This window comes from Agrobacterium sp. CCNWLW32 (assembly GCF_037083425.1).
GTDB classification, from domain to species: Bacteria; Pseudomonadota; Alphaproteobacteria; order Rhizobiales; family Rhizobiaceae; genus Agrobacterium; species Agrobacterium radiobacter.
This window is the reverse complement of the sequence record NZ_JBAOJM010000004.1, coordinates 116087-130058: the sequence shown is the minus strand read 5'-3', so window position 1 is coordinate 130058 and position 13972 is coordinate 116087. Positions and strand designations below refer to the sequence as shown.

General features: G+C 60.0%; 14 protein-coding genes and 1 riboswitch. Of the genes, 11 read left to right on the top strand and 3 right to left on the bottom strand.

The genetic code is table 11. The features are described from left to right. Nucleotides 1-3: 3 nt before the first annotated feature. Both V6R85_RS11030 and argE read right to left on the bottom strand, forming a co-directional pair. Complete coding sequence (locus V6R85_RS11030) at nucleotides 4-927, bottom strand: 2-hydroxyacid dehydrogenase (RefSeq protein WP_003506824.1); 924 nt, start codon at nucleotides 925-927, stop codon at nucleotides 4-6. Between the two features lie 23 nt (nucleotides 928-950). Further along, nucleotides 951-2075, bottom strand: a complete 1125-nt coding sequence (gene argE / locus V6R85_RS11025; RefSeq protein WP_003506822.1) for an acetylornithine deacetylase — start codon at nucleotides 2073-2075, stop codon at nucleotides 951-953. Nucleotides 2076-2278: 203 nt separating this feature from the next. Here argE and V6R85_RS11020 point away from each other — a divergent pair, with 203 nt between their 5' ends. From V6R85_RS11020 to V6R85_RS11000, 5 genes are all read left to right on the top strand, one after another. After that, nucleotides 2279-3157: a GNAT family N-acetyltransferase gene (locus V6R85_RS11020; RefSeq protein WP_111833847.1), complete on the top strand. Its 879-nt coding sequence runs from the start codon at nucleotides 2279-2281 to the stop codon at nucleotides 3155-3157. Between the two features lie 39 nt (nucleotides 3158-3196). Further along, nucleotides 3197-3431: riboswitch (cobalamin riboswitch) on the top strand. A 158-nt stretch (nucleotides 3432-3589) separates the two neighbouring features. Next, complete coding sequence (locus V6R85_RS11015; RefSeq protein ID WP_111793850.1) at nucleotides 3590-4621, top strand: ABC transporter substrate-binding protein; 1032 nt, start codon at nucleotides 3590-3592, stop codon at nucleotides 4619-4621. Continuing rightward, nucleotides 4618-5646, top strand: coding sequence for a FecCD family ABC transporter permease (locus V6R85_RS11010; protein ID WP_111793851.1), 1029 nt, complete (start codon nucleotides 4618-4620; stop codon nucleotides 5644-5646). Before V6R85_RS11015 ends, V6R85_RS11010 begins: the two co-directional genes overlap by 4 nt. After that, on the top strand, nucleotides 5643-6443 hold the full coding sequence (locus V6R85_RS11005) for an ABC transporter ATP-binding protein (protein WP_099087199.1): 801 nt from the start codon (nucleotides 5643-5645) through the stop codon (nucleotides 6441-6443). The genes V6R85_RS11010 and V6R85_RS11005 overlap by 4 nt, the downstream gene beginning before the upstream one ends. Then, entirely contained in the window at nucleotides 6440-6919 is a 480-nt protein-coding gene (locus V6R85_RS11000; RefSeq protein ID WP_111833846.1) for a pseudoazurin, read from the top strand. The genes V6R85_RS11005 and V6R85_RS11000 overlap by 4 nt, the downstream gene beginning before the upstream one ends. Before the next feature lie 39 nt (nucleotides 6920-6958). Here V6R85_RS11000 and V6R85_RS10995 read toward each other — a convergent pair whose 3' ends face one another. Further along, the gene (locus tag V6R85_RS10995; protein WP_060726925.1) at nucleotides 6959-7783 is read right to left on the bottom strand and encodes a class I SAM-dependent methyltransferase; all 825 of its coding nucleotides are present in this window, start codon (nucleotides 7781-7783) and stop codon (nucleotides 6959-6961) included. Nucleotides 7784-7896: 113 nt separating this feature from the next. Between V6R85_RS10995 and V6R85_RS10990 the strand changes: the two genes are divergently transcribed. The 6 genes from V6R85_RS10990 to V6R85_RS10965 all read left to right on the top strand — a co-directional run bounded on the left by V6R85_RS10990 (nucleotide 7897) and on the right by V6R85_RS10965 (nucleotide 13890). Continuing rightward, the gene (locus V6R85_RS10990; RefSeq protein WP_003506807.1) at nucleotides 7897-9030 is read left to right on the top strand and encodes an ABC transporter substrate-binding protein; all 1134 of its coding nucleotides are present in this window, start codon (nucleotides 7897-7899) and stop codon (nucleotides 9028-9030) included. Between the two features lie 96 nt (nucleotides 9031-9126). Beyond that, nucleotides 9127-10266: an ABC transporter substrate-binding protein gene (locus V6R85_RS10985; protein WP_111817661.1), complete on the top strand. Its 1140-nt coding sequence runs from the start codon at nucleotides 9127-9129 to the stop codon at nucleotides 10264-10266. Then, on the top strand, nucleotides 10263-11330 hold the full coding sequence (locus V6R85_RS10980; RefSeq protein ID WP_003506805.1) for a FecCD family ABC transporter permease: 1068 nt from the start codon (nucleotides 10263-10265) through the stop codon (nucleotides 11328-11330). The genes V6R85_RS10985 and V6R85_RS10980 overlap by 4 nt, the downstream gene beginning before the upstream one ends. Continuing rightward, the gene (locus V6R85_RS10975) at nucleotides 11324-12076 is read left to right on the top strand and encodes an ABC transporter ATP-binding protein (RefSeq protein WP_003506804.1); all 753 of its coding nucleotides are present in this window, start codon (nucleotides 11324-11326) and stop codon (nucleotides 12074-12076) included. The genes V6R85_RS10980 and V6R85_RS10975 overlap by 7 nt, the downstream gene beginning before the upstream one ends. 206 nt (nucleotides 12077-12282) lie before the next feature. Next, entirely contained in the window at nucleotides 12283-12783 is a 501-nt protein-coding gene (locus V6R85_RS10970) for an RNA polymerase sigma factor (protein ID WP_003506803.1), read from the top strand. Between the two features lie 111 nt (nucleotides 12784-12894). Then, nucleotides 12895-13890 carry a FecR family protein gene (locus V6R85_RS10965; protein WP_111833845.1) on the top strand — a complete coding sequence of 332 codons (996 nt, stop codon included), beginning with the start codon at nucleotides 12895-12897 and terminating at the stop codon, nucleotides 13888-13890. The last annotated feature ends 82 nt before the right edge of the window (nucleotides 13891-13972 follow it).

Here is a 13972-nt window from a genome sequence, read left to right as displayed (position 1 = left end):
TGATCAATATCCGCGGTTGCGGTCGACGAGGCCGAGCGGCTCGAGGCCGGACTGGTATCGTTTGATGTTTTCGACAACGGTGCGTGCTGCCGAATGCGGCTGGGTGACGCTGGCGATATGCGGCGTCAGAAGAATTTTCGGATGGGTCCAGAAACGATGCTCTTCCGGCAGCGGTTCGGGTTCGGTGACGTCGATCACCGCGCCCGAGAGCCCGCCATTATCCAGCGCATCGACGAGGGCGTCGTGGTCGAGTTGTTTGCCGCGCCCGGCGTGAACGAGGCCAGCGCCTTCCGGAAGCATTGCCAGACGTTCGCCGTTCAGAAGCCCCACGGTCTCTTCGGTCAGCGGCAGCAGGCAGACGAGAATATCGCTTGTCGAGAGGATGGCGGCCAATCCGGCTTCGCCGTGATGGCAGGTGACGCCGTCGATCGCGCGCGGGGAACGGCTCCAGCCGGAAAGTGGAAAACCGAAGGGTTTCAGCCGCTCCAGCGCCGCAACACCCAGCATGCCGAGGCCGAGAACGCCCACGCGGCACTCTTCCGCCTGACGTTGCGGCAAAGCCTTCCAGAGTTGCTGGCGCTGCTGTTTTAAATAGACCGGCAGGTTGCGGTGAAGCGCCAGCACGCCAAGGCTTACATATTCCTGCATCATGCGGATGATGCCTTCATCCACCATGCGCACGACCTTCACATGCGCAGGGACCGCATCGATGTGGAACTGATCGACACCCGCACCGATGGAAAACAGGATTTCGAGATTGCGGTAGCGGCCGATATCATCAGGCACGGTCCAGGTGATGAGATATCGAACCGTATCGGCATCAACGCTGGCGGCATCCATCGAGAAGGGCAGCTCCGGCAGGTCGCGGGCCAGGGCCTGCCGGAAAATCTCGCCGCGCTTCGCGTCGGAATTGAAGAAAAACGTCATCTGATATCCGTGGTTCCGAAGGTTTAAACCGTGCAGCGGTTCGCCAGTGTTTCCAGCATTGACTGGCAGGCCGAAAGTTCGCCGGCCGTTATGAATTCGTCCGGCTTGTGGGCGCGGCCGATATCGCCCGGGCCGCAGATGATGGCGTCGATGCCGGCAGCCTGAAAGAGCCCGGCCTCCGTGCCGTAGCTGACGGCGGCGATGCAGGGCGCGCCGGTCAATTCTTCCAGAAGCTTCACGAGCGGCGCATCGGCGGCGAGGGACAGCGCCGGATAATCGCTCATCGGCGCCCATTCTATGTCGATGCCCTCAGCGGCGAGCGCTTCGACGCCGTCACGCACCGGCTGGAGCAGGGCGAGCGGCGACACACCGGCAATCGCTCGTGCTTCCAGTTCGATGGCGCAGAGATCGGGAATGATGTTGATCGCCTGTCCGCCTTTCACCGTGCCGATCTGTAGGGAAGAATAGGGGGGCTCGAATGTCGCCTCGAAGGGGCCCTGCGTGAGGGCCTGTGCGGTCTCGACAGCCTTCGCCATGATGCCGGTGATCAAATGGATGGCGTTCACGCCCTGATCCGGCCGCGAGGAATGGCCGGAGCGGCCGCGAATGGTGATGCGTGCAGCGGCCTTGCCCTTGTGGGCGCGCACGGCACGCAGATTGCTCGGTTCGCCGATGATCGCGCCCGCCGGTTTTGCGCATAGTTCCGGCAATCGGGCAATGAGGTGCGGGACGCCGCGGCAGCCCGCCTCCTCGTCATAGGAAAAGGCAATATGAATGGGGCGATTCAGCGCCATGCGCGAAAATGCCGGTGCCGCGGCGAGAACCGTGGCCAGAAATCCCTTCATGTCGGTGGTTCCGCGTCCGTAAAGACGCTCGCCTTCCGCTCTCAGGGTGAAGGGATCGGAGGACCATTCCGGCTCACCGGCAGGCACCACATCCATATGGCCGGACAGGATGTATCCGCTGGTATCTGTCGGCCCGAAGCTGGCGAAGAGATTGGCGCGGTCGCCCTCGGGACCGGCAAGCAGCGATACTTTCGCGCCGTGACTATCCAGATAATCGGCGATCCACCCGGCGATATCGCCATTGGCGGTTCCGACGACCGATGGGAAGCCGACAAGACGCTCCAGAATTTCGATTGCGTTCATGGCTGTCTCCGCCGCTTCAACGTCGAAAAGCTTAGAGCGGCCGGCGGCGTTTATCTGCTGAAATAGGGGTGTTTTCGGTAGATTGTTGTGTCTTTCCAGCGCTTTCGGAAAATTCCTGCCGGCAAGGCTGGTTATCTTCGGATGTCGTGGGCTGGGCTGCCGGGATCAAGGTTCCGCGCCGGAGGGAATGAGAGCCGTTTGTCATGGAGCTGCTCAAGGTCGATAGTTTCGAGTTGCGAACCGTGGATATCGCCGATGTGGAGGCCGATCATCTGCATGCCCTCTCCATGGCTGTCGGATGGCGATACCACGCGAATGAATGGTGTTTCCTGCGTCAATGTGGCATCGGCCTTGCTGCGCTTGACGAAATTGATCGCGTTGTCGCAACCGCCATGCTGTTTCCTTATGATGAAGGTTTCGCGACGGTCGGTATGGTCATCGTTTCCCCGCGTTTGCAGGGGCAGGGCGTTGCACCGTGGCTGGTGGGGCAACTCATGGCAGATTACCCTGACGCTGCACTGCGGCTGAACGCCACGGAAGCGTCGCGGCGGCTTTTTGCCCGGCTGGGTTTTGCCGGAGATGCGGAAAAAGTACATCTCCTTCGCGGCAAGGCGCGCTGCCCTGCCGAGATGCCGACGCTCGGAAGAAAACAGAGGATCGAGCCGCTTTCGGAGGACCATTTGTCCGCTGTTGCGGATCTGGATCAGGCGGCTTTCGGTGTCTCGCGCCAGCGCGTCCTGCAGCGTCTCCTGCGGGAAAATAAGGGTTATGGCCTGTTCGAGGCGGATCGTCTCGTGGCCTTTGCATTGCGGCGCGCAGCGGGACGGGGCCATATTGTCGGCCCGGTCGTTGCGGGTGAGGAAACGCAGGCCATTGCGCTGGTCAGGCGGCATTTTTCCGATCTGGACGATCAGCTCGTCCGTCTCGATGCCGTGCGTGACAGTGGTCTTCTGACCGACTTTCTGACGCAATCCGGCCTGGTGGTGATCGAAACGCTGACCACCATGTCGAAAAACGTGCCGCAACCGGCCGGCTCTGGTCCCGCAATGATTTTCGCCCTGGCTGGCCCGTCTTTGTGCTGAGGTGCGGCACTATCGCAATTGACGCCCCGCCCGTTGCCCCTTATGTGAGAAAGCGACGGTTCCTGCAGCCGAAAGGCGAAGGGATTAATAGGGAACATGGTGCGGGCGATCTTTTTCGCCCAATGCCGTGGCTGCCCCCGCAACTGTAAGCGGATTGTCGTTCATCCCAGTGACGCTTCAAGGCGTCATGCCACTGTATTCTCTGGAATGCGGGAAGGCAGATGAGTGACGCAAATCCGTGAGCCAGGAGACCTGCCGTCAAAATATGAACCATCGTTACGGGCGGGGAAGCCCGGAGGAGGAGATTGTAATGTTATTTCATAACATTTGGTTTGCGTCCCGTCGTCGTTCTCCGTACAAGACGTCCCGCTGTTGCTGCGCGTTCTGACGCCTGCTGCTCTGGAATAAGTTTTACTTTCGACTGGAGAACACATGTTTCGTTCTAGACGCCTGCCGGTCCATGCCGGCTTTCTGGCCGCCGCGTTTGCGGTTTTGCCTCTTGCCAACGCTAACGCTGCCGAAACCACTTACCCCCTGACGATCAACAGCTGCGGTCAGGAGATCACCTTCAAGCAGGCTCCCGCCCGCACCGTATCCGTCGGCCAGAGCACGACCGAGGTTCTTTATCTGCTCGGGGTTGCTGACAAGGTGGTCGGCACGGCGCTGTGGATCGGCCCGGTTCTGAAGGGCTACGAGGAGGCCAATGCCAAGGTCGAGCGACTGGCCGATAATGATCCGAGCTTTGAGGCGGTTGTCGGCAAGAGGCCTGACCTCGTGACGACGCAGTTCCAGTGGCAGATCGGCCCTGAAGGCGTCGTCGGAACGCCGGTGCAATTCGCCGAACTCGGCATTCCCGTCTATACCTCGCCTGCCGATTGCATCGGCAAGGATAATTCCGGCGGTGGCGACGGCGTGCGCAACACCGGCTTCACCATGGATCTGATCTATCAGGAAATCCGCGATCTCGCCAAAATCTTCAACGTGCAGGATCGCGGCGAGGAAGTCGTTGCCGATCTGAAGAAGCGTGAGGAAGCCGCCCGCACCAAGATCGCCTCGGCAAATGGCAAGCTTTCCGCCGTCTTCTGGTTCTCCAGCGCCGAGCTGGATATCGACCCCTATGTGGCCGGCCGCAACGGCGCGCCCGGTTACATCATGTCCGCACTGGGCTTAAAGAATGTCATCGAAAGCGATGAGGAATGGCCGACCGTCGGCTGGGAAACCATCGCCAAGGCAAATCCGTCCGTCATCGTCGCCGGCAAGATGGACCGCCGTCGCTTCCCGGCTGACGATGTCGCCGTCAAGCTGAAGTTCCTCGCCAGCGATCCCGTGGCCAGCATCATGCCCGCCGTCAAGCAAGGTCATGTGTTCGAAATGGATGCGCAGGCGATGAACCCGACCATTCGCACCATTGAAGGCATCGAAACGCTGGCTGAAGCGATTTCGGCTGCCGGCCTCGCCAAGTGAACAGTCTTTCCGTCCATTTCGGCAGGGTGGGACTGGCTTTCGCCGCGCTCGCCCTGCTGCTCGTCGCGCTGATGGCCGGAGCGGCCATCGGCGAGACCGCCATTCCCTTTGACGTCGTGGCGAAAACTATCGCCAACCGTGTTTTCCATGCGGGTTATCCGTTGGAGCCGCTGGATGAGGGCATTGTCTGGAGTTATCGCCTCAGCCGCGCCGTTGTCGCCGCCTGCTGCGGGGCTTCGCTGGCGCTCGCCGGGGCGGTGCTGCAATCGCTTCTGCGCAACCCGCTTGCCGATCCCTATATTCTCGGCATTTCCGCCGGCGCCTCCACCGGTGCCGTCGCTGTCGCGCTTCTGGGTTTTGGCGCGGGTTTCCTGACGATGCCGGCCGGCGCGCTCATCGGTGCTTTTGTGGCCTTTTCTCTGGTCAGCCTTCTCGCGGTGCGGGCGGGACATGGCAACAGCGCCATCATTCTGGCGGGGGTGGCCGGGTCGCAGCTGTTCAACGCCATGACCTCTTTCATCGTCACCAAATCCGCCAATGCGGAACAGGCGCGCGGCATTATGTTCTGGCTGCTCGGCAACCTCTCGGGCGTGCGCTGGCCGGATGTCTGGCTGGCGCTGCCGGTCAGCCTTGCGGGTCTTGCTGTGTGTCTCTGGTATGCCCGGGCGCTGGATGCCTTTGCCTTCGGCGGTCAAGCCGCCGCTTCACTCGGTATCCCGGTGCGGTGGGTCTATGCGGTGCTGATCTCGGTTTCGGCAATCATGACGGCCGCGATGGTGTCGCTGGTCGGCTCCATCGGTTTCGTCGGGCTCGTCATTCCCCATGCCGCGCGCATCTTCGTCGGCGTTCGCCATGGCATCTTGCTGCCGGTGACGGCACTGACCGGTGCGGTTTTCATGATAGTCGCGGATATTCTCTCGCGCATCGTCATTCCGGGGCAGGTGCTGCCCATCGGCGTCATCACCGCGCTGGTCGGCGCGCCCGCCTTCGCCTTCATCCTGGGGCAAAAGAGGGCGCGGTCATGAAGTTATCCGCCCACGGCCTGCATTTCCATGCCGGCAATATCGATATCGTGCGCGGCGTTTCGCTCAATGTCGGTTCCGGGGAGTTTCTGGGCATCATCGGCCCGAATGGTTCCGGCAAGAGCACGCTGCTTTCCATGCTGGCGGGAATTCGCAAACCACGCCGGGGGCACGTTACGCTTGGCGAGGAGCCGCTTGCCTCGCTGGGACGCCGCGATCTTGCCCGCCGGCTTGCCTTCGTGGAGCAACAGGCTGAAACCACCGAGCGCATCACCGCACGGCAGGCCGTGGAGCTTGGACGCACGCCCTATCTCGGGCCGCTTTCCGCTTGGTCACAGAATGACGACGCCATTGTTGATGCGGCACTTGCCAATGTCGACATGGCCGACAAGGCGGAGCGCAACTGGCATCATCTTTCCGGCGGCGAACGCCAGCGCCTGCACATTGCCCGCGCATTGACGCAGGAGCCGCATATCCTGCTGCTGGACGAACCGACCAATCACCTTGACATAGGCCACCAGATCGGCCTGCTCGATCTGGTGCGCCGGCAGGGTCTGACCGTCGTTGCGGCGCTGCACGATCTCAATCACGCCGCCATGTTCTGCGACCGCGTCGCCATCATGCATCGGGGTGAGATGATCGCGGTCGGCCCGCCGCGGGACGTTCTGACACCGGCGACAATAGCCGAGGTTTTCGGAGTCGAATGTGTCGTCACCACGGACGAGGGCGGCTTTTCCCATATTCGTTTTCTGCCGGCCCATGGGCGGGCCGAGCACCCAAGGAAAGTATTGGCACGATGATGATGTTGACGATGCTCGCAAACGCCGCTGCAAAGACCAGACTCTTTTACGCCGCTGCCGCAATTGCCGTGACGGTCACGGGCTTTCCGCTTCAGGCTTCAGCCGAGACCTTCGAGGTGAAAATGCTGAACCGGGGCGAAAAGGGCCCGATGGTATTCGAGCCCGATTTTCTCGAAATCGCGCCCGGCGACCGCGTACGCTTTGTGCCCACTCACAAGAGCCACAATGCCGCGACCATCGATGGCATGGTTCCGGAAGGTGTCGAAGGGTTCAAAAGCCGGATCAATGACGAGTTCGAGACCGGGTTCGAAAAGCCGGGCTTTTACGGCATAAAATGCTCGCCGCATTACGGCATGGGCATGGTCATGCTGATCAAGGTGGGCGATGCGACCCTGCCGCAGAGCTACAGGACGGTGGACGTGCCGGGTCGCGCCAAACCACGGTTCGACGATCTTTTCGAGCAGGCGGAAAAATAAAGCGATGTCGGAGGCCCAGCTGCGGCGGTTGATGCCGCCTCAGCTTTTGCCAGTAACATCCGGCTTCACCGCACATACCGCATAACGATGCTGCAGCCCGCGCAGGACGCCTTTTAGAAGGCTGAAGTTTTTCGCCTGGGCGCGGTGAATGGCCTGAAGTTCCTGATCGATCGCGACAGGTTCGAAACCGGTCGTGCGCAACAGCGCCGCGACATCGCCGGCCCTTGCGCCCTTCGAAAAATAGACCCGCGAGAGGATGCTGTTGAAGGTATTTTCCGGGTCCGCCGGCTTGTGCGGCTGGTCCGGTTTAATGAGGCCGATGTTTTCGAGGCTGGCCGCCAGTTTCTTCACCAGCTTTTCGCGCCAGCCGGTATTCACGAAATCGCCGTCAACGATCAGAAGCCGCCCGCCGGGTTTCAAGACACGGAACCATTCGGCAAAACTCGCCTGTGGGTCCACCAGCGTCCAGACCAGATGACGGGTGATGATGACGTCGGCGCTTTCATCCGGCTCCATGGTGTTTTCGGCATCGCCGACGAAAAAGCGGATGTTGCGTCCACGTTTTTTCGCTTTTTCCCGGGCAAGGGCCAGCATCGTTTCCGACCAGTCCATGCCGGTAACCTGAAAACCGAGATCGTCCATCAGGTGTGAGATGACGCCGGTGCCGCTGGCGAGATCAAGCGCCTTGCGGCCCTCTCCGCGGCCCAGATGTTTCAGGATAAGCGCGTGCCAGGCTGCACGCTCGTCTTCGGAGAAAATTTCATGCCCGGGCGAAAGGTCGAAAGTCGCGGCGCGGCCGGACCAATAGGATTTGATTTCGTCTCTCAGACTGTCGTTTTTGCCGTATTGGATGGTATCGATCATCGGTGTTCAACTCATGTACCGGTCAGTTAAGAATGGCTCTAAAACATAAATGTTGACTAGTACAGTCAGAAAATAATACAGCCGCGCCAGTCAACACTGGAGAGCAATATCCGATGCGCATCTCAGCCAAATCTGCGGCACTTGCCCTTGGCCTTCTCGTATCCGCCGCATGGCCGGCATTCGCCGAAAAGGTCACCGTCAAGGATGTGACGGGCCGCGATGTCGAGGTCAATGTGCCCGTATCGCACGTCATCCTCGGCGAAGGTCGCCAGATTTATTTCCTGGCTGCGCTCGACAAGGAAAACCCTTTCCAGCACGTCGTTGGCTGGCGCGACGATCTGGCGAAAGCTGATCCGGAAACCTATGCCGCCTATCTCGCCAAATATCCCGAGGTTGCCAAGCTGCCCACTTTCGGCGGCATGAAGGACGGCACCTTCGACATCGAGCAGGCCGTTTCGCTGAAGCCTGACGTGATCCTGATGAATATCGACGCCAAGACGGCGACCGAAGAAGCAGGCTATATCGAAAAGCTCGCCAAGGTCGGCATTCCGCTGGTTTACGTCGATTTCCGCGAAAAGCCGATGGAAAATACCGAGCCGAGCATGCGCCTCATGGGCCAGCTGACCGGCAAGGAAAAGATCGCCGAGGACTTCATCAAGTTCCGCGCCGACTCCATCGCCAAGGTCACCGATACGCTTGAAAAAGCCAATCCGAAGAAGCCTGTCGTGTTCATGGAGCGCGCCGGCGGTTACTCCGACGATTGCTGCATGTCTTTCGGCAACGAGAATTTCGGCAAGATGGTGGAGCTTGCCGGCGGCATCAACATGGCCAAGGACATCATTCCCGGCACCTTCGGCAACGTCAATCCGGAACAGATCATCGCCTCCAACCCGGAGCAGGTCATCATCACCGGCGGCAACTGGAACGGTTATGTGCCGGGCGGCAACTGGGTCGGCGTCGGTTATGGCGCGGATCTGAAGGAAGCGCATCGCAAGCTTGAAAACCTGACCAAGCGCCCGGCTTTCACCGGTGTGCAGGCGGTGAAGGACGGCAATGTCCACGCCATCTGGCATCAGTTCTACAACAATCCCTACCAGTTCGTGGCCATTCAGGAAATCGCCAAGTGGCTGCATCCCGACCTCTTTAAGGATCTGGACCCCGAGGCGACCTTCAAGGAGCTGCATGCCCGCTTCCTGCCGCTCGACTACAAGCCCGGCTACTTCGTTTCGCTGAAGGACGCCAAGTAATACAGGGACGGTGAAGGGGAGCGCCGTCCGACCGATGGATAAAGCCGCAGCCATGCGGCTTTATCGCTTTGTTTTGGAACTCAATGAGGACTTCTCATGCGGCTCAACGCTCTCAGGCATCTTGCGGTGCTGGCCTTCTCCCTTCTCGCCGTGACGGCTCGTGCCGGGGAAATCACCGATGTCACCGGGCGCAAGGTTGAGCTGGACCTGCCAGCCAAGCGCGTTATCGTTGGTGAAGCCCGTCAGGTGCACGTCATCGCGGCGCTCAAGGGCGAGCAGACCTTTGATACCATCGTCGGCTGGCGTGACGACCTTCTCAAGAAGGATCCCGACAGTTATGCCGCCTATGTCGAGCGTTTTCCGCAGATCGAGAAACTGCTGCGTTTCGGTTATGTGCCGCAGGGCGATTTCAGCCTGGAAACCGCCATCACCCTTTCGCCGGATGTGATCACCCTCAATCTGGAAGCGGAGAAGTCCGCGAAGGAAAGTGGTTTCGAAGAAAAGGCCGCCGCCGCCGGTATCAAGATCATCTATCTCGATTTCCGCATCGATCCTGAAAAGAACAGCGAAGCCTCGGTCGAGATTCTCGGCAAGCTGTTTGGCGCCGAAGAGCGCGCGAGGGAATTCATTGCCTACCGCCGTGCTGAAATCGCCCGCGTGACCGATCGGCTAGCAAGCGTCAAGGACCTGAAGCGCCCGAACGTCTTCATCGAACGTGCGCCCGGCATTTCCGGCGAAAACAATTGCTGCCGCACTTTCGGGCCAGTCAATTTCGGTGCGATGGTCGATCTTGCCGGCGGCCACAATATTGCCGACGGCATCATCAATACGACGTTCGGCGATCTCAATCCAGAGCAGCTCGTCGTTGCCGATCCGGACCATGTCATCGTCACAGGCTCCAACTGGGCGGCCGAATCCGACATCAACCAGTTCGTTCCTGTCGGCCGCGGCGCGGATATGACCCTTTCCCGCGATAGGCTCGCCAACCTGATGAAGCGCACGCCGTTTCCTGAACTGAAGGCCGTGAAGGAAGGCAATGTCCACGCCGTCTGGCATCAGTTCTATGGCGCGCCTTACGAGTTCTTCCCGATCCAGCAATTCGCCAAGTGGTTCCATCCCGATCTCTTCGCCGATCTCGATCCCGAAAAGAATTTTGAGGAGTTTCACCGCAAATTCCTTCCCGTCACCTACAAGCCGGGCTATTTCGCCTCGCTGGAAAAAGGTTTGAACCAATGAGTTCGCTGAATGAAAGCGCGGTTGGCATCAGTGGGCGCGATCAATATCGCGCCCTTGCCGCGCGCAGGATCATCATCCTCTTCGGGCTTTTTATCGCCCTGTGTTTCAGCATGGCCGCCGACATGGCGCTCGGCCCGGCGCGCTACACGCTCTCCGAGGTTCTGGCGACCATTGCCGATCCGGCTGCCGTCGGAAACCAGCTCCGGGTGGTGATCTGGGATATCCGCATGCCGATCGCACTGATGGCAGTCACTGTCGGCGCGTCGCTTTCGGTTGCGGGCGCACAGATGCAGACCATCCTGTCTAACCCGCTTGCCAGCCCCTTCACGCTCGGCATTTCCGCCGCGGCAAGTTTTGGTGCGGCGCTGGCGCTGGTTGGCGGCGTGGCGATCTTTCCGGGCGCGGTGCATTACATGGTGCCTATCAATGCTTTCATCATGGCCATGGTCGCGGCCCTCTTCATCCATTTCGCCTCGACGCTTCGCGGGGTGACGGTTGAAACCATCGTGCTGCTCGGCATCGCGCTGGTGTTCACTTTCAATGCGGCGCTGTCGCTGCTTGAATATCTGGCGTCTGAACAGGCGCTTGCCGCCGTGGTTTTCTGGACCATGGGCAGCCTGACCAAGGCGACCTGGGACAAGGTCTATATCACGGCCGCCATCCTCCTCGTCACCGTGCCGATGTTCATGCGCAATGCCTGGGCGCTGACGGCGCTGAGGCTGGGTGACGACAAGGCGGCCAGCATGGGCATCAATGTCCGGCGGCTGCGGTTGACGACCATGCTGACGGTCAGCCTTCTGGCGGCCATTCCGGTTTCTTTTGTCGGCACCATCGGTTTCGTCGGGCTGGTCGGTCCGCACATCGCCCGCATGGTTGTTGGCGAAGACCAGCGTTTCTTCCTGCCCGGCTCGGTGATCTGCGGCGCGCTGCTTCTGTCGGCAACCTCGGTCATCAGCAAGATCCTCATTCCCGGTGCCATCCTGCCGATCGGTGTCATCACCGCGCTTGTCGGCGTACCCTTCTTCTTCGCGCTTATTTTCGGCAACAGGAGACGCGCATGGTAGCGCTCGCACTGAGAGATGTCGGCGCCGCCTATGGGCGCATCACTGTACTCTCCAAGGTCGGCATCGATACGCTGGAAAGCGGTAGTGTTACGGCCGTAATCGGCCCGAATGCCGCCGGCAAGTCCACGCTTTTCAAACGCATCGCCAGCCTGATTTCTGGTCCCGGTCTGGTCGAGCTCTCGGACACGGCGCGTGGCAACCGCGCCATCTGCTATATGCCGCAGGATACCGGTGCGAACGCCGTGCTGACTGTCTATGAATCCGTGCTTCTTTCCGCCAAGCAGGGCGGCGGCTGGCGGGTTCACGATGACGAGCTGTTCGAGATCGACGCCATTCTCAAGGCGCTGAAAATCCACGATCTGGCTTTCCGCGGCCTCGGCGAGCTATCCGGTGGCCAGCGGCAGCTTGTTTCGCTGGCGCAGGCGCTGGCCCGCAAGCCGGAGGTGCTGTTGATGGATGAGCCTACCTCCGCGCTCGATCTCCATCGGCAGATTGAAGTTCTGGGCTTCGTTACCGATCTGGCGCAGAAGACCGGCATGATCGTGCTGATCGCCCTGCATGACCTCAACCATGCGCTTCGTTATTGCGAAAATACGATGGTGATCGCGCGCGGTGAAATGGTGGTGAGCGGCAGTACCGAAGCGGTGATAACCCCTGAAATGCTGCGCGATATCTATCGCATCGATGCCCGTATCGAGCCCTGCTCGCAGGGCAGACCCATGGTCATCGTCGACGGGGCCATCTGACAGGTCAAGACCCGGCCGCATCCGTTGCCGGGTCCGCTTGCCGACGGGGGCTTGGATTCGCAGCCTGCACAAATTCTTGATGATAAAAGTCATGAAATATCTGTTCGAGCCGCGGTTTGGATGCTAGAGCTTTGAACGGCAAAACTGCGCGGCCATTCGGGGGACGGCGGGTTTGGTCGATCCCTCAAATTTCTCTCGGTTGAGACATGGGCATACGGGAAGATGACAAGCGTTATAACGCTTACGTCGCGCATAGGGTCGACCTGATCAAATATGCCACCCTCATTCTGGGGTCGCGGGCGGATGCGGAGGACGTGGTTCAGGAAGCATTCCTGAAATTCGTTCCCGAGGCCTCCGGCAATCCTTCCAATCTCAAATCCTATCTTTTCCGCATCGTTCGCAATCTTGCACTCGACAATATCAGGCGCAGCCGCCAGGACCTGAGGGAACGGCCGGACGATACGCCGTTCTGGGGCATGCCGCAGGACAGTGGTACGCCGGAGGAGCACGCGCTTTTCTGCGACGAAGTCCGGCAGATGCGGACTATTTTGGCCGGCCTGCCGGTTCAGGCAAGGGTGGCATTGGAAATGCACAGATTCGGTGGTTACAATATGGAGGAGATTGCGCGTCACCTCGGCGTGTCCGTGGCCAGCGCGCACCGTCTGATCAAGGGCAGCATTGCCGCGATTACCAAAGAAATGAAGTAAATTGTCCTGATTGTCCCGCCCTGTGAAAAAAAACTCTTCGTCAAACGTCTTTATAGCAATGAAGAAGACGACGCTTCTCCTCCGCCCCCCAAAAGGAACTGGCCCGGTTCAATGACCATTGATCCAGAGAAAAAAATTGAACTGCCGGCCGGGAAGGCGGAAGAGGCGGCTGACTGGCTGCTGCGTTTGCAGTCGGGCTCAGCCGAACCGCGGCTGAAGGCGGAATTTGAAAAATGGCTGGCGGCTGCGCCCGCAAACCGTCTCGCCTGGGAACGAACATGCAAGACGTGGCGGAACCTCGGTCTGGTAGAGCCGGAATTCAAGAGCCTCTGGGAAGACGCGCCACATCTGCCGGGTGAGGCCGCGACAAAGCCGCAGCGGCGGCGCTGGTCCGTGCGGCATTATGCCGGCGCGGCCGCAGCGGCAGCATCGCTCTGTCTTGCGATGCTGTTCGTTCCAGCATTTTTCGTTCGCCTGGAGGCTGATTATCAGACCACCACCGCTGAAAACCGCACGATAACGCTGGAAGACGGCAGCAAGGTGCAGCTTGCGGCGGCGAGCGCGCTTTCAACGGATTTCACGGATGGCCGTCGCAATGTGACGGTGCTGAAGGGTGAAGCTTTTTTCGATGTCGTGCCGGACAAAACCCGTCCCTTTGTCGTGAAGGCAAAAAGCCTGACCGTTCAGGTGCTGGGCACGGCTTTTGACGTCGACCTGACGGATGGAGTGACGCAAGTGGCGCTGGCGCATGGTTCCGTGGAAGCGTCCTTCCGCAATGCGCCGTCAACGCGGCTCGTGCCGGGCGAGATGCTGATCATCGATGCTTCCGGCGCGATCCGCAAAGAGACTGTTTCCGTCGAGGATATTGGCGGCTGGCGCAACGGTGAACTCTACGTGGTCGATGCGACGATAGGCTCGGTCGTGGAGCAGATCCAGCGCTACCATCCGGCATGGCTGACGATGGCCGACAAGCGGCTTGCCGAACAGAGGGTGACGGGTTTTTACGATCTGCGCGACCCGGATCGCGCGCTGGAGGCGCTCGTGGAACCCTACAAGGGCAAGGTGCATGCGATCGGCGGCAGCGCCCGCATCATCACCCGTTTCTGAAACACTTCGAAACAAAAAATCATATTTATTTTCAGTAATTTATAAAATTTCTCCCGAAAGTCTGAAAAAAATCGACGAGGCA